The 20,651-nt window shown below is 61.6% G+C and carries 21 protein-coding genes; 20 read left to right on the top strand and 1 reads right to left on the bottom strand.

What is annotated here, in order from left to right; all coding sequences use genetic code 11:
- Positions 1–64: 64 nt before the first annotated feature.
- The 5 genes from tsaD to DMY87_RS10045 are packed head-to-tail and all read left to right on the top strand — an operon-like array spanning position 65 to position 3,557.
- Positions 65–1,159 carry a tRNA (adenosine(37)-N6)-threonylcarbamoyltransferase complex transferase subunit TsaD gene (gene tsaD / locus DMY87_RS10065; protein ID WP_110791176.1) on the top strand — a complete coding sequence of 365 codons (1,095 nt, stop codon included), beginning with the start codon at positions 65–67 and terminating at the stop codon, positions 1,157–1,159.
- Between the two features lie 2 nt (positions 1,160–1,161).
- Complete coding sequence (locus DMY87_RS10060) at positions 1,162–2,145, top strand: NAD(P)H-dependent glycerol-3-phosphate dehydrogenase (protein ID WP_110791175.1); 984 nt, start codon at positions 1,162–1,164, stop codon at positions 2,143–2,145.
- Between the two features lie 24 nt (positions 2,146–2,169).
- Complete coding sequence (locus tag DMY87_RS10055) at positions 2,170–2,463, top strand: YciI-like protein (RefSeq protein WP_110791174.1); 294 nt, start codon at positions 2,170–2,172, stop codon at positions 2,461–2,463.
- Positions 2,464–2,468: 5 nt separating this feature from the next.
- A complete protein-coding gene (locus tag DMY87_RS10050; protein ID WP_110791173.1) occupies positions 2,469–2,900 on the top strand; it encodes an EVE domain-containing protein in 432 nt (143 codons plus the stop codon).
- A 12-nt stretch (positions 2,901–2,912) separates the two neighbouring features.
- Positions 2,913–3,557, top strand: coding sequence for a class I SAM-dependent methyltransferase (locus DMY87_RS10045; protein ID WP_110791172.1), 645 nt, complete (start codon positions 2,913–2,915; stop codon positions 3,555–3,557).
- On the opposite strand, the gene DMY87_RS10040 is transcribed toward DMY87_RS10045, so the two are convergent.
- Complete coding sequence (locus tag DMY87_RS10040; protein WP_110791171.1) at positions 3,554–3,910, bottom strand: hypothetical protein; 357 nt, start codon at positions 3,908–3,910, stop codon at positions 3,554–3,556. The genes DMY87_RS10045 and DMY87_RS10040 overlap by 4 nt on opposite strands.
- A gap of 289 nt (positions 3,911–4,199) precedes the next feature.
- On the opposite strand from DMY87_RS10040, the gene sdhC reads away from it, so the two are divergent.
- The 15 genes from sdhC to lpdA all read left to right on the top strand — a co-directional run bounded on the left by sdhC (position 4,200) and on the right by lpdA (position 20,615).
- Positions 4,200–4,595 (top strand): succinate dehydrogenase, cytochrome b556 subunit, encoded by a 396-nt coding sequence (gene sdhC / locus DMY87_RS10035; RefSeq protein WP_110791170.1) that lies wholly within the window; start codon positions 4,200–4,202, stop codon positions 4,593–4,595.
- Between the two features lie 11 nt (positions 4,596–4,606).
- Positions 4,607–4,987: a succinate dehydrogenase, hydrophobic membrane anchor protein gene (gene sdhD, locus DMY87_RS10030; RefSeq protein ID WP_110791169.1), complete on the top strand. Its 381-nt coding sequence runs from the start codon at positions 4,607–4,609 to the stop codon at positions 4,985–4,987.
- A 6-nt stretch (positions 4,988–4,993) separates the two neighbouring features.
- Positions 4,994–6,838, top strand: coding sequence for a succinate dehydrogenase flavoprotein subunit (gene sdhA / locus DMY87_RS10025; RefSeq protein ID WP_110791168.1), 1,845 nt, complete (start codon positions 4,994–4,996; stop codon positions 6,836–6,838).
- Positions 6,839–6,853: 15 nt separating this feature from the next.
- Positions 6,854–7,633: a succinate dehydrogenase iron-sulfur subunit gene (locus DMY87_RS10020; RefSeq protein WP_110791167.1), complete on the top strand. Its 780-nt coding sequence runs from the start codon at positions 6,854–6,856 to the stop codon at positions 7,631–7,633.
- 180 nt (positions 7,634–7,813) lie between these two features.
- On the top strand, positions 7,814–8,338 hold the full coding sequence (locus tag DMY87_RS10015; RefSeq protein WP_110791166.1) for a protease inhibitor Inh/omp19 family protein: 525 nt from the start codon (positions 7,814–7,816) through the stop codon (positions 8,336–8,338).
- A gap of 51 nt (positions 8,339–8,389) precedes the next feature.
- A complete protein-coding gene (gene zapE, locus DMY87_RS10010; protein ID WP_110791165.1) occupies positions 8,390–9,553 on the top strand; it encodes a cell division protein ZapE in 1,164 nt (387 codons plus the stop codon).
- Positions 9,554–9,732: 179 nt separating this feature from the next.
- The gene (gene mdh / locus DMY87_RS10005; protein ID WP_110791164.1) at positions 9,733–10,695 is read left to right on the top strand and encodes a malate dehydrogenase; all 963 of its coding nucleotides are present in this window, start codon (positions 9,733–9,735) and stop codon (positions 10,693–10,695) included.
- Positions 10,696–10,740: 45 nt separating this feature from the next.
- Positions 10,741–11,934 carry an ADP-forming succinate--CoA ligase subunit beta gene (sucC, locus tag DMY87_RS10000; protein ID WP_110791163.1) on the top strand — a complete coding sequence of 398 codons (1,194 nt, stop codon included), beginning with the start codon at positions 10,741–10,743 and terminating at the stop codon, positions 11,932–11,934.
- Positions 11,935–12,170: 236 nt separating this feature from the next.
- On the top strand, positions 12,171–13,073 hold the full coding sequence (gene sucD / locus DMY87_RS09995) for a succinate--CoA ligase subunit alpha (protein ID WP_110791162.1): 903 nt from the start codon (positions 12,171–12,173) through the stop codon (positions 13,071–13,073).
- A 161-nt stretch (positions 13,074–13,234) separates the two neighbouring features.
- Positions 13,235–16,231 (top strand): 2-oxoglutarate dehydrogenase E1 component, encoded by a 2,997-nt coding sequence (locus DMY87_RS09990; RefSeq protein WP_110791161.1) that lies wholly within the window; start codon positions 13,235–13,237, stop codon positions 16,229–16,231.
- Between the two features lie 57 nt (positions 16,232–16,288).
- Positions 16,289–17,509, top strand: a complete 1,221-nt coding sequence (gene odhB, locus DMY87_RS09985) for a 2-oxoglutarate dehydrogenase complex dihydrolipoyllysine-residue succinyltransferase (protein ID WP_110791160.1) — start codon at positions 16,289–16,291, stop codon at positions 17,507–17,509.
- Positions 17,510–17,521: 12 nt separating this feature from the next.
- Positions 17,522–17,935 carry an MAPEG family protein gene (locus tag DMY87_RS09980; RefSeq protein ID WP_110791159.1) on the top strand — a complete coding sequence of 138 codons (414 nt, stop codon included), beginning with the start codon at positions 17,522–17,524 and terminating at the stop codon, positions 17,933–17,935.
- 8 nt (positions 17,936–17,943) lie between these two features.
- Positions 17,944–18,438: a hypothetical protein gene (locus DMY87_RS09975; RefSeq protein WP_110791158.1), complete on the top strand. Its 495-nt coding sequence runs from the start codon at positions 17,944–17,946 to the stop codon at positions 18,436–18,438.
- The gene (locus DMY87_RS09970; protein ID WP_110791157.1) at positions 18,435–19,184 is read left to right on the top strand and encodes an SDR family oxidoreductase; all 750 of its coding nucleotides are present in this window, start codon (positions 18,435–18,437) and stop codon (positions 19,182–19,184) included. Before DMY87_RS09975 ends, DMY87_RS09970 begins: the two co-directional genes overlap by 4 nt.
- 24 nt (positions 19,185–19,208) lie before the next feature.
- Positions 19,209–20,615 (top strand): dihydrolipoyl dehydrogenase, encoded by a 1,407-nt coding sequence (gene lpdA / locus DMY87_RS09965; RefSeq protein ID WP_110791156.1) that lies wholly within the window; start codon positions 19,209–19,211, stop codon positions 20,613–20,615.
- Positions 20,616–20,651: the final 36 nt, after the last annotated feature.

Below are 20,651 nucleotides of genomic sequence, written 5' to 3'. Positions count from 1 at the left end.
GTCCGTTGTTACCGACAGGTTTCGTAGACCGGTTTCTCCGCAACCGCAATCAATGACAGGCTCCATGGCATCCAAACTGCGCATTCTGGGCATCGAAACCAGCTGTGACGAGACGGCAGCAGCCGTCGTCACGCGGATGGAAGACGGGTCTGCCGTCACCGAGGCCGACGTCGTTCTGAGCCAGCTGGACGAGCACAGCGCCTATGGCGGCGTCGTGCCGGAGATTGCCGCGCGCGCCCATGTCGATGCGCTGGATACGCTGATCGAGGAAGCGCTGCAGCGCGCCGGCATCACGCTTTCCGAGGTTGATGCGATCGCAGCGACTTCGGGTCCGGGATTGATCGGCGGATTGCTGGTCGGGTTGATGACGGGCAAGGCGCTGGCCATGGCAGCCATTAAGCCGCTCTATGCGATCAACCATCTCGAAGGTCACGCTCTCACCGCCCGGCTGACCGACGGCGTCGCCTTTCCCTATCTGATGCTGCTCGTCTCGGGCGGACATACACAGCTCGTTCTGGTGAAAGGCGTCGGCGACTACGAGCGCTGGGGAACGACCATCGACGATGCGCTGGGCGAGGCCTTCGACAAGACCGCGAAGCTGCTGGGCCTGCCCTATCCCGGTGGCCCGGCGGTCGAGCGGGCAGCGGCCACAGGCGATGCGAAGCGCTTCGCTTTTCCCCGTCCACTGGTCGGCGAGGCACGGCTCGATTTTTCCTTTTCCGGGTTGAAGACCGCTGTTCGGCAAGCGGCTGAAGGCATTGCCCCGGTCACGGATCAGGACATCGCGGATATCTGTGCGTCCTTCCAATATGCGATCGCCCGGACACTGAAGGACCGCATCGGGCGCGGACTGCAGCGCTTCACCGAGACATTTCCGGATGTCGATCAGGCGGCCCTTGTGGTGGCCGGCGGGGTGGCCGCCAACAAGGTGGTTCGGCAGACGCTGGATGAGCTCTGCGCGATCAATGGTTTCCGTTTCGTCGCGCCGCCACATCACCTGTGCACCGACAATGCCGTGATGATCGCCTGGGCGGGGCTGGAGCGCATGGCGCTCGACATGCCGGCCGATGAACTCGCCGTCGCGCCCCGGTCGCGCTGGCCGCTGGATGCGGATGCCAAGGCGCTGCTCGCCTATGGCAAGCGGGGGGCCAAGGCGTGAGTGTGTTTCCCGCCATCACTGTCGTTGGCGCGGGCGCCTTCGGTACGGCACTTGCTGCTGTCATTGCCCAGACAGGCAAGGCGCAGACCCTGCTCTTGGGGCGGGACCCCACTGTTATGGCGGATCTCGCGCAGCTTCGTCGTCACGACGCCGCCTTGCCGGGCATCACGCTGCCGTCGAGCCTCCATTATTCCGCCAACGCCGAAGACCTGGCGTCGGCCGATGTCGTGCTTTTTGCCATGCCGTCGCAGGCGCAAATCGCCGCTGCCGAGACCTACGGCCCGCATCTGAAGGCCGGAGTGCCCGTGGTGATCTGTGCCAAGGGCATCGAGAAGCAGACCTCGCGCCTGCTGACCGAAGTTCTGGAAAAGGCGCTTCCCAATCATCCGATCGCCGTTCTGTCTGGACCCGGATTTGCCGCCGATATTGCCAAGGGCCTGCCGACAGCCATGGCGGTTGCGGCGCAAGACCTTGCGGCGGCAGAAGAGCTGGCAAAGGCCATCTCCGGCCAGACTTTTCGCCTCTACGCGTCCGACGACCGGATCGGCGTGCAATTGGGCGGTGCCCTGAAGAATGTGCTCGCCATCGCCTGTGGCATCGTCGAGGGCATGGGACTGGGTGATTCCGCCCGCGCTGCGCTCATCGCGCGCGGTCTTGCCGAAATGTCGCGGCTGGTCGAGGCGATGGGTGGACGCGGGGACACCGTGCGCGGCCTGTCCGGGCTCGGCGATCTCGTCTTGACCGCCACCAGCCACCAGTCGCGCAATTTGCGCTTTGGCCTGGCGCTTGGACGGGGTGAAGCGATCGCCGCTCAGGGCGGGGCGCTTGTCGAGGGCGCATTTGCTGCGGCCGTTGCCGCACGGCTTGCTGAGGGGCATCAGATTGAAATGCCGATCACATCGGCCGTTGCCGCCATCATCGATGGCCGACTGGATATTCCGACTGCCATCACCCAGTTGATGTCGCGGCCGATCACCACTGAATAGAAGCGCTTCCCTAGGAGAGACAAGATGCTGTTTGCCGTCATCTGCGCCGATAAACCCGATCACCTCAATCTTCGCATGGAAACTCGCCCGCCGCATGTCGAGTGGCTCAACGGCCTCAACGCCGCTGGCCAATTGAAGATTGCCGGTCCTTTTCTCGATGCCGCCGGCAAGCCCTGTGGCTCCATGCTGCTGATCGCGGCTGACGATATCGACGCCGCCCGTGCGCTGGCCGCACAGGACCCTTACGCCAAGGCCGGCCTGTTCGAGAGCGTCGAGATCAAGCCCTATAACTGGGTCTTCAACAATCCGGAGGCATAAGCACGATGGCATTCTGGCTGTACAAGTCCGAGCCCTTCAAGTGGTCCTGGGAAATGCAGAAGGCCAAGGGTGAGGTCGGCGAGGAATGGACCGGTGTGCGCAATTATCTCGCCCGCAACAACATGCGGGCGATGAAGATTGGCGACAAAGGCTTCTTCTATCACTCCAACGAAGGGCTCGAGGTCGTCGGCATCGTCGAGGTCTGTGCGCTGTCCCATCCGGATTCGACGGCCGAGGGCGATGCGCGCTGGGACTGCGTCGATATCCGCGCGGTCTGCGATATGCCGAAGCCGGTCAGCCTCAAGGACGTCAAGGCGAACGAGAAACTCGCCAAGATGGCCCTCGTCACCTCGATGCGGCTCTCGGTACAGCCGGTGACGGATGACGAATACTTCGAGGTCTGCCGCATGGGTGGTCTCGACAATCCTCCGGTCTGAGCGACCAGACCCGTGAAGACCGATCCGGAGCAGTTCATCCTCGGCAATACCAGCCCGATCGCGCCGCCGCATGTGCCGGAGATCCAGCTCCATCTAGCAAGTGAGGTGCATGACCTCTGGCTAAAGACCGAGGAAGATCTGGAAGCGATCGGCCTGCCGCCGCCGTTCTGGGCCTTTGCCTGGGCGGGAGGGCAGGGGCTGGCCCGTCATGTCCTCGATCATCCTGAGATTGTCCGGGGCAAGCGGGTGCTTGATTTCGCCAGCGGCTCCGGGCTCGTGGCAATCGCTGCAGCGATCGCGGGTGCCAGCGAGGTGCTGGCCGCCGACATTGATCCCTGGGCGCGGACGGCTGTGCGGCTCAACGCCGCGCTGAACGGTGTCACGCTTGCCTTCACCGATGACGACCTGATCGGACTGTCGGTGGATGTTGACGTCGTGCTGGCCGGAGATGTGTTTTACGACAGCGCCTTCGCGCAATCCCTGACGCTGTGGTTCGAGCAGTTGGCGAAAGCAGGATGCGAGGTTCTGGTCGGCGATCCGGGCCGCAGCTATCGCCCGACGGCGCGGCTGGAGCCGCTGGCCACATACATGGTGCCGGTGACGCGGGTGCTGGAAGACGCCGAGGTCAAGAAGACGACGGTCTGGCGTTTTGTCTAGCGGCCGGGCCTGATCACACAGACCCCGGCTTCGAAAGAACAAGCGCTATCTTCGTTTTCCGCCGAAATTTCAATGATCTGGACCGAGGGTTCGGGGGTAATTGCCGAGCGGTGGGTCGAGCGTCTGTCGAATGCGAAAAAGATGCCGTTGCCCTTGATGCGCACAGCGGACAGGTTGCCGACAAACGTGCCGACGCCGGGCACGACCGATGGCAATCCGCTGCCGCTGATGATGCTTTGGTCGTGGTGATGCCGGTGCGCATACCGATCCGCCATGTTGTCTTCCGCCGAAGCGGCGGTCGCGGCAAGAAGGATAGGGAGTGCGGAGGCCAGGGCTACGCGAAACAGATGCATCGGGTCACTCTCCGGATCATGGTTAACCGAGTGTTAACGCAGCATGCCGCATAAAGTGGCTAAAGTCATCCAATGACTTGGTTTTTTCGTAGGAAAAGTGGCGTCGATGCGTGATGCTAAAGTTCTATTCACGCGAATCGATTAAATTGAAATCGTCAAGCGAATGTGCTTGTCGTCCGGGGTTTCGAGGATTAAACGTCCCCCTGATGCGATGCACCACAAACGTTATGATGCATTGCAAACAGTATGTCCGTATCATCGGACCGCATCGAGACGCCGCGAGGTTTAGATGGCGAATGTGACAAAAAACCGGCCTCTGTCGCCGCACCTGCAAATCTACAAGCCTATTCCCACCATGGTCATGTCGATCCTGCACCGCATCACAGGCGGCGCTCTGTATTTCGGCACCGTCCTGGTTGCGTGGTGGTTGATCGCTGCTTCAACCGGCGCTGACTATTTCGAATGGGTCAACTGGTTCATGGGCACAATCCTGGGTCGCCTGATCCTGTTCGGCTTCACCTGGGCGCTGCTGCACCACATGCTGGGCGGGATGCGCCATCTGATGTGGGATGTCGGCTACGGCTTCGACAAGCATTTCTCCACGAAGCTCGCCAAAGCGAACATCATCGCGTCGATCGTCCTGACCCTGGTCGTCTGGGCCATCGCCTACATCATCCGCACCTGAGGCATTTTTCCATGGATATGCGCACTCCGCTCGGTAAGGTCCGTGGCCTTGGCTCCGCCAAGGACGGGACGGAACACTTCTGGCGCCAACGAATGACCGCCGTCGCCAACATCCCGCTGATCCTCTTCTTCGTCGGCTTTCTGGTGATGTACAACGGCGCCCCGTATGCCGAAGTCGTCGGCGCATTGTCGCACCCGCTGGTCGCGGTGGTTATGGCTCTGGTCCTGATCTCGGCGCTGATCCATATGAAGCTCGGCATGCAGGTGATCATCGAGGACTATGTCCATGCAGAGATCCCCAAGCTCCTGCTCCTGATGCTCAACACATTCTTTGCGATCCTGATCGGTGGCCTCTGTCTTTTCGCCATCTTGAAGATCGCTTTCGTAGGGTAATTCAACATGGCAACCATTCATAACTTCGCCCAGACCGGCAAGGCCTATACCTATGTTGACCATTCCTACGACGTGGTCGTGGTGGGCGCCGGTGGCGCCGGTCTGCGCGCGACGCTCGGCATGGCCGAACAGGGCTTCAAGACGGCCTGCATCACCAAGGTCTTCCCGACCCGTTCGCACACGGTTGCGGCCCAGGGCGGTATCGCCGCTTCGCTCAACAACATGACGCCCGACTGCTGGCAGTGGCATCTCTATGACACCGTCAAGGGTTCCGACTGGCTCGGCGATGTCGACGCCATGCAGTATCTCGCCATGGAAGCGCCCAAGGCGGTCTATGAGCTCGAGCATTACGGCGTTCCCTTCTCGCGTAACGAGGAAGGCAAGATCTACCAGCGCCCGTTCGGCGGCCACATGCAGAACTACGGCGAAGGCCCGCCGGTCCAGCGCACCTGTGCTGCGGCCGACCGTACCGGTCACGCCATCCTGCACACGCTCTACGGCCAGTCGCTGCGCAACAACGCGGAATTCTTCATCGAGTATTTCGCGCTCGACCTGATCATGTCGGATGACGGCAGCCGCTGCACCGGCGTCGTCGCCTGGAACCTCGACGACGGAACGATCCATCGCTTCTCGGCCAAGATGGTCGTGCTGGCGACCGGTGGTTATGGCCGCGCCTATTTCTCGGCGACCTCCGCGCATACCTGCACCGGCGACGGTGGTGGCATGATCGCCCGCGCCGGCCTGCCGCTGCAGGATATGGAATTTGTCCAGTTCCACCCGACCGGTATTTACGGCGCCGGCTGCCTGATCACGGAAGGTGCGCGCGGCGAAGGCGGTTACCTCGTCAATTCCGAAGGCGAGCGCTTCATGGAGCGTTACGCTCCGTCGGCGAAGGATCTTGCCTCGCGTGACGTCGTTTCGCGCTGCATGACGATGGAAATCCGTGAAGGCCGTGGTGTTGGCAAGAACAAGGACCACATCTTCCTGCATCTCGACCATCTGGATCCGGCCGTCCTGCACGAGCGCCTGCCGGGCATCTCGGAATCGGCGAAGATCTTTGCCGGTGTCGACGTGACGCGCGAGCCGATCCCAGTGCTGCCGACCGTGCATTACAACATGGGCGGCATTCCGACGAACTATTGGGGCGAAGTGCTGAACGCCGATTCAAGCAATCCGGAGCGGGTCATTCCGGGCCTGATGGCTGTCGGTGAAGCGGGCTGCGCCTCGGTTCACGGTGCAAACCGTCTCGGCTCCAACTCGCTGATCGACCTCGTGGTCTTCGGCCGCGCCGCTGCCATCCGGGCTGCCGAAGTGATTGACCGCACGTCGCCGATCCCGGCTCTCAACATTGCCGCCTGCGACAAGATCATGGACCGTTTCGACAATACGCGTCACGCATCCGGCCAGACGCCGACTGCCGTGCTGCGCGACAAAATGCAGCGTGCCATGCAGGAAGACGCGGCCGTGTTCCGCACGCAGGAATCGCTGGAAAGCGGCTGCCAGCGTCTGTCGGCCATCTGGAAGGAACTGCCCGATATCAAGGTCACCGACCGCTCGATGATCTGGAACTCCGACCTGGTCGAGACGCTTGAACTGCACAACCTCATGGCCAATGCGATTACCACGGTCTACGGCGCCGAGGCCCGTAAGGAGAGCCGCGGGTCTCACGCTCGCGAGGACTATACGTCCGGTCCGTTTGCGGGCCGCGACGACGAGAACTGGCGCAAGCATACGCTCGCCTGGGTCTCCGAAGCGGGTGACGTTAAGCTGGACTACCGTCCGGTGCACACCGAGCTCATCGCCGAAGGCATCGATCCTTACAAGATCGCGCCGAAGGCCCGTGTGTACTGATTTGAGGAACTCATCATGGTAGAACTCGCTCTCCCCAAGAATTCCCAGGTCACCGAAGGCAAGGTCTGGCCGAAGCCGGCCGGTGCCAAGAATGTCCGGGAATACCGGATCTATCGTTGGAACCCCGACGATGGGGCCAATCCGCGCATCGATACCTATTACATCGATGTCGATGATTGCGGCCCGATGGTTCTGGATGGCCTTCTCTACATCAAGAACAACATCGACCCGACGCTGACGCTGCGCCGGTCCTGCCGCGAAGGCATTTGCGGGTCCTGCGCGATGAATATCGATGGGACCAACACGCTTGCCTGCACCAAGGGCATGGACGACATCAGCGGTACGGTGAAGGTCTATCCTCTGCCGCATATGCCTGTCGTCAAGGATCTGGTTCCCGATCTCAGCAACTTCTACGCCCAGCATCGATCGATCGAACCCTGGCTGAAGACGGTCTCGCCGCCGCCGGCCAAGGAGTGGAAGCAGAGCCACGAGGATCGCCAGAAGCTTGACGGTCTCTACGAGTGCATTCTCTGCGCCTGCTGCTCGACCTCCTGTCCGAGCTACTGGTGGAACGGCGACCGTTATCTCGGTCCGGCCGTTCTACTGCAGGCCTATCGCTGGCTGATTGATAGCCGCGATGAAGCGACCGGCGAGCGCCTCGACAACCTCGAGGATCCCTTCCGCCTTTATCGCTGCCATACGATCATGAACTGCGCGCAGGCATGCCCCAAGGGCCTCAATCCGGCCAAGGCAATTGCCGAAATCAAGAAGATGATGGTCGAGCGTCGCAGCTGATCCCCGTTCACGACATTGCGAGGCCGCCCGGAACCTGTTTCGGGCGGCCTTACTTTGTCCGTATAGTGCCGGCTATAGATCGCGCGCGATAGGAACTTGATTAACCATATCGACGTAACATATTTCTAACCCAGTTGTACGGCAGGTTGCGACGCAGGTCGCAAAAGCGGGAGCATAATGATGAAATTGAGCCATGCGGTCACCGGCGCAGCCATTCTTCTGGCGCTGGCAGGTTGCCAGAGGACCTCCTATAGCGACATGAATTCGGGCAACAGCGCTCTGCCGCCCCTTCAGGCGCAGCCGGTTCCTTCCGTTCAGTCAGGCCAGCTGCCGCCGCCCGGTGGCGCCAATGCCTCGCAGTTCCCGGCAGCACCCGCCAACACGGCCGCTGCCGTTGGAACCGGTGCGGCTCCCGGAACCGCGCTCGATGTGACCAAGGAATCCATGGTCGGCAACTGGCGTGTTCAGAGCGCAGGCTCGAGCTGCGACATGTTCCTGACGCTGACCAATCTCGGCAGCGGCTCGCGTGGTGGTACCCGTGGTTGCGCCGGCGAGCTGACCGCCATGGGCTCCTGGGAGGTCGCGGGCAAGCAGGTGCTGCTCAAGGATCGCAACGGCAACACCATCGGCAGCCTCTACAAGACGGCGGATGCCCGTTTCGACGGCACCACCAGCTCTGGCCAGCCGGTCAGCCTGAGCCGCTGATTTCCTCCCCATACTGCGGCGGCCGCCCGGCTGTCGCTGAGGCCTGATCCCATGCAGCCCATTCCCGATTATGCGCTCAGCGTCGTCGAACAATTGCGCGCGATGACGGAGGCCGGCACCCTGCAGGCGGATCCTGCCCAGCTCCAGGTTGCCGGCAAGCTCGACCGGATCCTGATCGAGCTCAAGGCCCGCAAGCCTGCCGCAAAGTCGAGCGCGCTCGGCTGGATGTTCGCGCAGCGCCGCAAGCCGCAGACCCCCATCATGGGCCTCTACGTTCACGGCAGCGTCGGTCGTGGCAAGACCATGCTGATGGACCTGTTCTTCAAGCTCGCGCCGATTGAAAAGAAGCGCCGCGCCCATTTCCACGAATTCATGGCCGATGTGCACGGCCGCATCCATGCGCATCGGCAGAAACTCAAGGCGGGGGAGACCAAGCAGGCCGACCCTGTTCCGCCTGTGGCAGCGGCCCTGCGGGATGAGGCTCAGCTCCTTTGCTTCGATGAGTTCGCCGTTACCGACATTGCGGATGCGATGATCCTGGCGCGGCTGTTCACCGAATTGTTCGCGCGCGGCTGCATTCTGGTTGCCACGTCGAATGTGGAGCCCGACAATCTCTACCGGGACGGACTGAACAGGGGGCTGTTCCTGCCCTTCGTCTCCCTGCTTCAGCGATATGTCGAGGTGTCCTCGCTCGACTCGCCGACCGACTACCGCCTTGAAAAGCTGGAGAGCCTTCCCGTCTATGTGGCGCCGCTTTCCCTTGAAACGTCGGCGAGCATGGACCGCGCCTGGGGGCGTGTCATCGGGGGGCAGCCTGAAGTTCCCGCGACGATCGAGATGAAGGGGCGGGTTGTCGAGATCCCGAGAGCTTCCGGGCGGCATGCACGCTTCACCTTTGACGAACTCTGCGCGCGTCCGCTGGGCGCTTCCGATTACCTCGCCATTGCAGAACGCTTCGATGTCGTCTTCGTCGAGAACATCCCGCATCTGGGGCCGGAGAAGCGCAACGAGACGAAGCGCTTCATCATCCTGATCGATGCCCTTTACGATGCCCGCGTGCGGCTCTTTGCCTCGGCAGTCGCCATGCCAGAGGCGCTTTTGACGGCGAAGAAGGGTACGGAAGGGTTTGAATTCGACCGCACCGTTTCGCGCCTTTTCGAGATGAGCAGCGCCGACTATCTTGCGGATCATGAGCGCATGCGCGGCAAAACGTGACGGATGCATGACATAAATTTTGACGTTTACGTAAGAATTTTACGTTCTAACCGATTGAAATTTATGAACGGAAAATTATCGATTGCGATTCTATTGGGTTGGGTCTATGCGGTCTGTCCACAAGGGCAGGCTAACACTCCGTCTTGACCTTGGTTTTGGATCTAAAAGGAAGCTCTGCAATGGCGCGCAAAAAGATCGCTCTTATCGGTTCTGGAATGATTGGTGGAACGCTGGCGCATCTCGCCAGTCTGAAGGAACTCGGCGATATCGTCCTGTTCGACATTGCTGACGGCATCCCGCAGGGCAAGGGTCTGGATATCGCCCAGTCCGGTCCGGTCGAAGGATTCAATGCCAAGCTTTCCGGCGCGAGCGACTACGCTGCGATCGAAGGCGCTGACGTCTGCATCGTGACGGCCGGTGTTGCCCGCAAGCCCGGCATGAGCCGCGACGACCTGCTCGGCATCAACCTCAAGGTCATGGAACAGGTCGGCGCCGGCATCAAGAAATATGCCCCGAACGCCTTCGTCATCTGCATCACCAACCCGCTCGACGCGATGGTCTGGGCGCTGCAGAAGTTCTCCGGCCTTCCGGCCAACAAGGTCGTCGGCATGGCTGGCGTTCTCGACTCCGGTCGTTTCCGCCACTTCCTGTCGGAAGAATTCAACGTTTCCGTCCAGGACGTCACCGCCTTCGTTCTCGGCGGCCACGGCGACACGATGGTGCCGCTCGCTCGTTACTCGACCGTTGGCGGCATTCCGCTCACCGACCTCGTCAAGATGGGCTGGGTCACCAAGGAGCGTCTGGAAGAAATCATCCAGCGCACCCGTGATGGCGGCGCCGAAATCGTCGGCCTCTTGAAGACCGGTTCGGCCTATTATGCGCCTGCTGCTTCCGCCATCGAGATGGCCGAGTCCTACCTCAAGGACAAGAAGCGCGTCCTGCCTTGCGCTGCCTATCTCACCGGCCAGTACGGCGTGAAGGACATGTATGTCGGCGTGCCCGTCATCATCGGCGAAGGCGGTGTCGAACGCATCATCGAGATCGACCTGAACAAGGCCGAGGAAGAAGCCTTCCAGAAGTCTGTTGGCGCCGTCGCCAGCCTCTGCGAAGCCTGCATCAATATCGCCCCGGCTCTCAAGTAACAGCCTTTCGGCCCGCACAGGGCGGCCCAAGACAGGGACACGACGATGAACATTCACGAATACCAGGCCAAGGCTCTTCTGAAGAGCTTTGGCGCACCGGTCGCCGAAGGTGTGGCGATTTTCTCCGCAGAAGAAGCCGAAGTTGCTGCCAAGCAGCTTCCCGGCCCGCTCTACGTGGTCAAGAGCCAGATCCATGCTGGCGGTCGCGGCAAGGGCAAGTTCAAGGAACTCGGCCCGGATGCCAAGGGTGGCGTACGCCTCGCCTTCTCGATCGATGAAGCCAAGGCGCATGCCAAGGAAATGTTCGGCAATACGCTGGTGACCGCCCAGACCGGCGAAGCCGGCAAGCAGGTCAACCGTCTCTACATCGAAGACGGCGCCGACATCGCCCGCGAACTCTACTGCTCGCTGCTCGTCGACCGCTCGGTTGGCCAGGTTGCCTTCGTCGTTTCGACGGAAGGTGGCATGGACATCGAAGCTGTCGCCCATGACACGCCGGAAAAGATCCACACGATCGCGATCGATCCGGAAGCCGGTGTCACGGCTGCCGACGTTGCCAAGATCTCGGCTGCGCTGGAACTCACCGGTGCCGCTGCCGAAGACGCCAAGTCGCTTTTCCCGATCCTCTACAAGGCCTTCTCCGAAAAGGACATGGCGCTGCTTGAGATCAACCCGCTGATCGTCATGAAGAACGACCATCTGCGCGTGCTCGACGCCAAGGTCTCCTTCGACGGCAACGCTTTGTTCCGTCACGACGACGTTCGCGCGCTGCGTGACGAAACGGAAGAAGACTCCAAGGAAATCGAAGCCTCCAAGTGGGACCTCGCCTATGTCGCCCTCGACGGCAATATCGGCTGCATGGTCAATGGTGCCGGTCTCGCCATGGCGACGATGGACATCATCAAGCTCTACGGCAAGGAGCCGGCGAACTTCTGTGACGTCGGCGGTGGCGCCGGCAAGGACAAGGTTGCAGCTGCCTTCAAGATCATCACGGCTGACCCGAAGGTCGAGGGCATCCTCGTCAACATCTTCGGCGGCATCATGAAGTGCGACGTGATTGCGGAAGGCGTTGTCGCCGCCGTGCAGGAAGTGGGCCTCAAGGTTCCGCTCGTCGTGCGCCTCGAAGGCACCAATGTCGAACTTGGCAAGAAGATCCTGAACGAATCCGGCCTCGCGATCACTGCGGCCGACGATCTGGACGACGCTGCCAAGAAGATCGTCGCGGCGATCAACGGCTGACATGAATACGAGAGCCATCGTCGCAATCGCGGTGCTGGCTCTCATTGCCTGCTGGTTTTGGTGGCAGGAAGAGGAAAAGTTTTGTGAAGCGTTCTACGAGGACGCATCACCGGCAGCGTTCACATTGTGTGTGCCGCTTTCCCCCTTCGCCGCCATCGGCATCGTCATAATTTGCTGCGTCGCCATCCTTTGGATGAAACTTCGCAAACGCTCACGGCAGAGATCGGGATCAAAGAATGTCCATTCTCGTGAATAAAAACACAAAGGTCCTGGTTCAGGGCCTGACCGGCAAGACCGGTACCTTCCACACCGAACAGGCGCTTGCTTACTACGGCACGCAGATGGTCGGCGGTATCCATCCGAAGAAGGGTGGCGAAACCTGGACCGGATCGAAGGGCGAAAGCCTGCCGATCTTCGCCTCGGTTGCCGAAGCCAAGGAACGCACCGGTGCCGACGCATCGGTCATCTACGTTCCGCCGGCAGGCGCCGCTGACGCCATCATCGAAGCGATTGACGCCGAGATCCCGTTCATCACCTGCATCACCGAGGGCATCCCGGTCATGGACATGGTGAAGGTCAAGGCCAAGCTCGACAAGTCGAAGTCGCGCCTGCTCGGCCCGAATTGCCCGGGCATCCTGACGCCGGAAGAATGCAAGATCGGCATCATGCCGGGCTCCATCTTCCGCAAGGGTTCGGTCGGCATTGTGTCGCGCTCGGGAACATTGACCTATGAAGCCGTGTTCCAGACTTCGAATGAAGGTCTCGGACAGACGACCGCCGTCGGCATCGGTGGCGACCCGGTCAAGGGCACCGAATTCATCGACGTGCTGGAGATGTTCCTGGCCGATCCGGCCACGACCTCGATCATCATGATCGGCGAAATCGGCGGTTCGGCTGAAGAAGATGCGGCGCAGTTCCTCATCGACGAAGCCAAGAAGGGCCGCAAGAAGCCGATGGCCGGCTTTATCGCCGGCCGTACGGCTCCGAAGGGCCGCACCATGGGCCATGCCGGTGCTGTCGTTTCCGGCGGCAAGGGCGATGCGGAATCGAAGATCGCCGCCATGGAAGCAGCCGGCATCAAGGTTTCGCCCTCGCCGGCGCGCCTCGGCAAGACCCTGGTCGAAGTCCTCAAGGGCTGAGACTGACGACAATCAAGCCAGGCGAAGGATTGATCCGTCAATCCTTCGCCTGGATTTCGCATCTTTGAGGCGATTCGCATTCGAGGCGATCGTGAGCGGCGGGTCGGGCATCCGGCCATCAATTCAAGTCGGGAGGCGAGCCGAGATGCTCGCGAAACACCATGGGTAGGCAAGAAGCCAACGAGCAGTTTCTGATCACGTCCTTCCTCGACGGGCAGAATGCGGCCTATATCGAACAGCTTTACGCACGTTACGAAGAAGATCCCTCGTCGGTCTCCGACGAATGGCGGGCCTTCTTCAAGGCGCTGGCCGACAATCCGACCGATGTGAAGAAGGCCGCCAAGGGCGCCTCCTGGCAGCGCAAGAACTGGCCGATCGCCGAAGGCGGCGATCTCGTCAACGCGCTCGACGGAAACTGGGGCGTGGTCGAGAAGGCCATCGAGAAGAAGGTCCAGGCGAAGGCCGAAGCCACCGCTGCCTCGACCGGCAAGCCGGTCTCAGAAGCCGAGGTGCTGCAGGCGACGCGCGATTCGGTTCGCGCCATCATGATGATCCGTGCCTATCGCATGCGTGGTCACCTGCACGCGAAGCTCGACCCGCTCGGTCTCGCCGTTCCGGTCGATGACTATAACGAGCTGTCGCCGAGCAATTACGGCTTCACCGAAGCCGACTACGGCCGCAAGATCTTCATCGACAATGTGCTGGGTCTGGAATACGCCACGATCCCGCAGATGCTCGACATCCTGCAGCGCACCTATTGCTCGACGCTCGGTGTCGAGTTCATGCATATCTCCAATCCGGAAGAAAAAGCGTGGATCCAGGAGCGCATCGAAGGCCCCGGCAAGGGCGTCGAATTCACGCCGAATGGCAAGAAGGCGATCCTGCAGAAGCTGATCGAGGCCGAAGGCTTCGAACAGTTCATCGACGTCAAATACAAGGGCACGAAGCGCTTCGGCCTCGATGGCGGTGAATCGCTGATCCCGGCGCTCGAACAGATCATCAAGCGCGGCGGCCAGGACGGTCTCGAGGAAGTCGTTCTCGGCATGGCCCATCGCGGCCGTCTGAACGTCTTGACCAACGTCATGCACAAACCACACCGCGCGGTGTTCCACGAGTTCAAGGGTGGATCCTTCAAGCCCGACGAAGTCGAAGGCTCGGGCGACGTCAAGTATCACCTTGGTGCCTCCTCCGACCGCGAGTTCGACGGCAACAAGGTGCATCTGTCGCTGACCGCGAACCCTTCGCATCTTGAAATCGTCAACCCTGTCGTCATGGGCAAGGCCCGCGCGAAGCAGGACCAGCTCGCGAAGGTCTTCGATGGCGACATCATTCCGCTGAAGGAGCGCGCCAAGGTTCTGCCGCTGCTGCTGCATGGCGATGCGGCCTTTGCCGGCCAGGGTGTCGTTGCGGAAATTCTCGGTCTGTCGGGCCTGCGCGGCCACCGCGTCGCAGGTACCATGCACTTCATCATCAACAACCAGATCGGCTTCACCACGAACCCGGCCTTTTCGCGCTCGTCGCCTTATCCGTCCGACGTCGCCAAGATGATCGAAGCCCCGATCTTCCATGTCAACGGTGACGATCCGGAGGCCGTCGTCTACGCGGCCAAGGTCGCGACCGAATACCGGATGAAGTTCCACAAGCCTGTCGTCGTCGACATGTTCTGCTATCGTCGCTTCGGTCACAACGAAGGCGATGAGCCGAGCTTCACCCAGCCGAAGATGTACAAGGAAATCCGTGCCCACAAGACGGTCGTCCAGGTCTATGGCGAGCGCCTGATCGCGGAAGGCCTGATCTCCGAAGGCGAACTCGAAAAGATGAAGGCCGACTGGCGCGCGCATCTCGAACAGGAGTTCGAGGCCGGCCAGAGCTACAAGCCGAACAAGGCTGACTGGCTGGATGGCGTCTGGTCTGGTCTCCGGACCGCCGACAACGCTGACGAGCAGCGTCGCGGCAAGACCGCCGTGCCGATGAAGCAACTCAAGGAGATCGGCCGCAAGCTGTCGACCATCCCCGAGGGCTTCAAGGCGCATCGCACCATCCAGCGCTTCATGGAAAACCGGGCGCAGATGATCGAGACGGGCGAAGGCATCGACTGGGCGATGGGCGAAGCGCTTGCCTTCGGTTCGCTGGCCATCGACGGCCACAAGATCCGTCTCTCCGGTCAGGATTGCGAACGCGGCACCTTTTCGCAGCGTCACTCGGTTCTCTACGATCAGGAAACCGAAGATCGCTACATCCCGCTTGCCAATCTGGCGCCGAACCAGGCCCGCTACGAAGTCATCAACTCGATGCTTTCGGAAGAAGCGGTCCTCGGTTTCGAATACGGCTATTCGCTGGCCCGTCCGAACGCTCTGACGCTCTGGGAAGCCCAGTTCGGCGACTTCGCCAACGGTGCCCAGGTCGTCTTCGACCAGTTCATCTCGTCGGGCGAACGCAAGTGGCTGCGCATGTCGGGTCTCGTCTGCCTTCTGCCGCATGGCTATGAGGGTCAGGGTCCGGAACACTCTTCCGCCCGCCTCGAGCGCTGGCTGCAGATGTGCGCCGAAGACAACATGCAGGTCGCCAACGTCACGACGCCGTCGAACTACTTCCACATCCTGCGTCGACAGATGAAGCGCGACTTCCGCAAGCCGCTGATCATGATGACGCCGAAGTCGCTGCTGCGTCACAAGCGTGCAACGTCGAGCCTTGCCGAAATGGCCGGCGAAAGCTCGTTCCACCGCCTGCTGTGGGACGATGCCGAGGTTATCAAGGACGGCCCGATCAAGCTGCAGAAGGATGCCAAGATCCGTCGCGTCGTGATGTGCACGGGCAAGGTCTATTACGATCTGCTCGAAGAACGCGAAAAGCGCGGCATCGACGATATCTACCTGCTGCGCATCGAACAGCTCTATCCGTTCCCGGCCAAGGCGCTCATCAATGAGCTCTCGCGCTTCCGCAATGCGGAGATGGTCTGGTGCCAGGAAGAGCCGAAGAACATGGGCGCCTGGTCGTTCATCGATCCGTATCTGGAATGGGTGCTGGCGCATATCGATGCCAAGTATCAGCGGGTCCGCTACACCGGTCGTCCGGCTGCCGCCTCGCCGGCAACGGGCCTGATGTCGAAGCACCTTGCCCAGCTCGAAGCCTTCCTTGAGGACGCACTGGGCGGTTGATCCGCCCGGTTGCTCCCTCACAGACCGAAACGTTCTCTGACCAACGGAATTGAGATCATGGCCACTGAAATCCGCGTACCCACCCTCGGCGAATCCGTCAGCGAAGCCACCATCGGCACCTGGTTCAAGAAGGTCGGCGACACCGTCAAGGCCGACGAACCGCTCGTCGAACTGGAAACCGACAAGGTGACCGTCGAAGTCCCGTCGCCGGTCTCGGGCGTTCTGACTGAAATCGTCGCCCAGAACGGCGAGACCGTCGGTCTTGGTGCACTGCTCGGCCAGATCGCCGAAGGTGCTGCCGGTTCTGCCGGTGCCGCAGCGCCGGCTCCGGCCGCAGCTCCTGCCCCTGTTGCCGCTGCCGCTGCTGCACCCGCCGCCCCCTCTGCTATGCCGGCTGCTCCGGCCGCTGCCAAGCTTGCTGCCGACAACAACATCTCGACGTCCGATGTCGACGGCTCCGGCAAGCGCGGCCAGGTTCTGAAGGGTGACGTTCTGGCTGCTATCGCCAAGGGCCCTGCCGCATCGGCTCCGGCCGCTGCTCCGGCTGCTCCGCGCCCGGCTTCTTCGGCTGACGACGCATCGCGCGAAGAGCGCGTGAAGATGACCCGCCTGCGCCAGACGATCGCCAAGCGCCTCAAGGATGCGCAGAACACGGCTGCCATGCTGACCACCTATAACGAGGTGGACATGAAGGCTGTCATGGATCTGCGCAACCGCTACAAGGACATCTTCGAAAAGAAGCATGGCGTGAAGCTCGGCTTCATGGGCTTCTTCACCAAGGCCGTCACGCATGCGCTGAAGGAACTCCCGGCCGTCAACGCTGAGATCGACGGCACCGACATCATCTACAAGAACTACTGCCACATCGGCGTCGCCGTCGGCACCGACAAGGGTCTGGTCGTTCCGATCGTGCGTGATGCCGACCAGATGTCGATCGCCGAAATCGAGAAGGACATCGGTCGTCTCGGCAAGGCTGCCCGTGACGGTCAGCTCTCGATGGCCGACATGCAGGGTGGTACCTTCACGATCTCGAACGGTGGCGTCTACGGTTCGCTGATGTCCTCGCCGATCCTGAATGCGCCGCAGTCGGGTATCCTCGGCATGCACAAGATCCAGGAGCGTCCGGTCGTTGTTGGCGGCCAGATCGTCATCCGCCCGATGATGTATCTTGCGCTGTCCTACGACCACCGCATCGTCGACGGCAAGGAAGCGGTCACCTTCCTCGTCCGCGTCAAGGAAAGCCTTGAGGATCCGGAACGTCTGGTTCTCGATCTCTAAGGAGACATCACGATGGAGCCGGTATCCGCTTCCACCTCTCCGCTCGTCCTGCTCCTTGCCTGGAGCGTGGTTCTCTTGATCGCGCATGTCCTTCTACAGGGCGTGCTCGCGACTAAGGAACTGGGGTCTGCGTGGAATGCCGGCCCTCGTGACGACAACAAGCAGCCGGTGGGGAAACTTGCCGGCCGTGCCGCGCGGGCGTCCTCGAACTTCCGCGAGACCTATCCGGCCTTCGTCGCGCTTGCGGCTGGCCTCCTCTATACCGGCGAAATCTCGGGTCTCGGTCTCACCGGTGCGATCGTTTGGTTTTTTGGGCGGGTCGTCTACTATCCCCTCTATCTGGCCGGGATCCCCTATATTCGCTCGCTCGTCTGGCTGGGATCCATGGTCGGCCTTGGCCTGATGTTCCTCGCGCTGGCGTTTTGAGGTGCGGCATGGGCGCGACGCTTTCCGCATCGGTTCTTGCTGCTGCGCTTGTGCTCTCGAACGCCGCTTCCGCTGCTGATTGCCTGATTGAGAAAGCCACCTATCGCGAAGCGGAGACGGGGGTCGCACTCGTCTTCGCCGCCGCCAGTGGCGAGAACACGCCCGTTACCCATGGTTTTTCGGCGACAATCGGCAAGGCGAGACTCGACGGTCATGTGATGTATGACCCGGAGATCGAAAGGCCTGTGGGCATGCTGATGTACAACTGCCCGGAGGGTGACGTGACGGGTGCCGATCTTGCGGCCTGCACGGTCTGGAAGGGGATCATCTACGGTATCGATACCAAGACCGGACATGTGGATCTTCTGCCGCCTGAAGGTGCCAATGCACCCGACGCCCTTCTTCTGCCCGGCTTTGGGCCGGCTGTCCTGTCGTCGCCCGTCGGCAAGGGAATGGAAAGCGGCCCTTGGGATGTTTTCGAGTTCAAAGGATGTGCGTCATGAGCGGTCGTCCCCTCCTTCTCGTGACCGGCGGCAGTCGTGGCATTGGCGCCGCCATCTGCCGCAAGGCGGCAGCACAGGGCTATGACCTACTCGTCAACTACCGCTCTGACGCGTCCGCCGCCGAAGCGGTTGCTGCCGATTGCCGGGTTCTGGGAGCCAATGCCGAGGTCGTGCAGGGCGATACCGCCACGGAAGACGGCATCGCGGCGATCTTTGTCGCCGCCGATCGTCTGGGACGGTTGGCCGCTCTGGTCAACAATGCCGGTGTCGTCGATCAGACGGCGCGGGTTGAGGACTTCGACCGGGCGCGGCTCGACCGGATGTTCGCCGTCAATGTCATCGGCAAGATCCGCTGCGCCACGGAAGCCGTGAAGCGCATGTCGACAAAGCATGGCGGGCAGGGCGGCGTGATCGTCAATATCTCGTCCATGGCTGCGGTCCTCGGGAGTTCGGGACAGTATGTCGACTACGCGGCTGCGAAGGCTGCAGTCGACACCTTCACCGTCGGGCTCTCCCGCGAGGTCGCAACCGAGGGCATACGCGTCAATGCGATCCGTCCCGGCATCATCGATACCGAAATTCACGCATCCGGCGGCCTGCCGGACAGGGCGCGCGATCTCGCCCCCATCGTTCCCATGCAAAGACCGGGAACGGCGGACGAAGTGGCCGACAGCGTTCTTTATCTCCTCTCGCCTCAGGCATCCTATGTGACGGGTGCCATCTTGAATGTCAGCGGCGGTCGGTAACCGTCGAAAACGAAGGAAGCTCTCATGTCTTATGATGTCATCGTTATCGGCTCCGGCCCCGGCGGCTATGTCTGCGCGATCAAGGCAGCGCAGCTCGGCATGAAGGTTGCCGTCGTCGAGAAGCGCGCCACCTATGGCGGCACGTGCCTCAACATCGGCTGCATCCCGTCCAAGGCCCTGCTGCACGCCTCTGAAGTCTTCCACCACGCCGCCCACGGCATGGCGGATCTCGGCGTCGAAGTCGGCGCACCGACCCTCAACCTTTCGAAGATGATGGCGCATAAGGATGCGACCGTGAAGTCGAACGTTGAGGGCGTCTCCTTCCTGTTCAAGAAGAACAAGATCGACGGCATCCAGGGCACCGGCAAGATCCTCGGTGCCGGCAAGGTCGAAGTCACGAACGACGCCGGTGAAGTCCAGGTTCTCGAGACCAAGAACATCGTCATCGCCACCGGCTCGGATGTCGCCGGCATTCCGGGCGTGGCGGTCGAAATCGACGAGAAGGTCATCGTGTCCTCGACCGGTGGCATCGCGCTCGACAAGGTGCCCGCGAAGATGATCGTCGTCGGCGGCGGTGTCATCGGCCTTGAGCTCGGCTCGGTCTGGTCGCGCCTCGGCGCCAAGGTGACCGTCATCGAATATCTCGACACGATCCTCGGCGGCATGGACGGCGAAGTCTCCAAGCAGTTCCAGCGCATGCTGGTCAAGCAGGGCATGGAATTCAACCTCGGGGCCAAGGTCACCGGCGTGGTGAAGTCCGGCGAGGGCGCCAAAGTCACGTTCGAGCCGGTCAAGGGCGGTGAAGCCCAGACGCTTGACGCCGATGTCGTGCTCGTCGCCACCGGCCGCAAGCCTTACACGGCTGGTCTCGGCCTCGAAGAATCAGGCGTTGCGCTCGACAATCGTGGCCGCGTCGAGATCGACGGCCACTACCGCACCAATGTCGCCGGCATCTATGCCATCGGCGACGTGGTCAAGGGCCCGATGCTCGCCCACAAGGCGGAAGACGAAGGCGTGGCACTCGCCGAAATCCTCGCCGGCCAGCATGGCCATGTGAACTACGACGTCATTCCGGGCGTCGTCTACACCCAGCCGGAAGTGGCTTCCGTCGGCAAGACCGAGGAAGAGCTGAAGGCCGCAGGCGTATCCTACAAGGTCGGCAAGTTCCCGTTCACGGCCAATGGCCGTGCTCGCGCCATGCAGGCCATGGACGGCTTTGTGAAGGTGCTTGCCGACAAAGACACCGACCGCGTCCTGGGCGTTCACATCATCGGCCTCGGCGCCGGCGAGATGATCCACGAAGCCGCCGTCCTGATGGAGTTCGGTGGCTCGTCGGAAGATCTCGGCCGCACCTGCCATGCGCATCCGACCATGTCGGAAGCCGTGAAGGAAGCCGCGCTCGCGACCTTCTTCAAGCCGCTGCACATGTAAACTGTTGCGGATCTGGAATGGTCCGCCATGATATTT

The sequence above is a fragment of the Peteryoungia wuzhouensis genome (genome assembly GCF_003205195.1).
Taxonomy (GTDB): domain Bacteria; phylum Pseudomonadota; class Alphaproteobacteria; order Rhizobiales; family Rhizobiaceae; genus Allorhizobium; species Allorhizobium wuzhouense.
The sequence above is the reverse complement of the archived record's forward strand: the minus strand, read 5'-3'. Positions and strand labels throughout refer to the sequence as shown.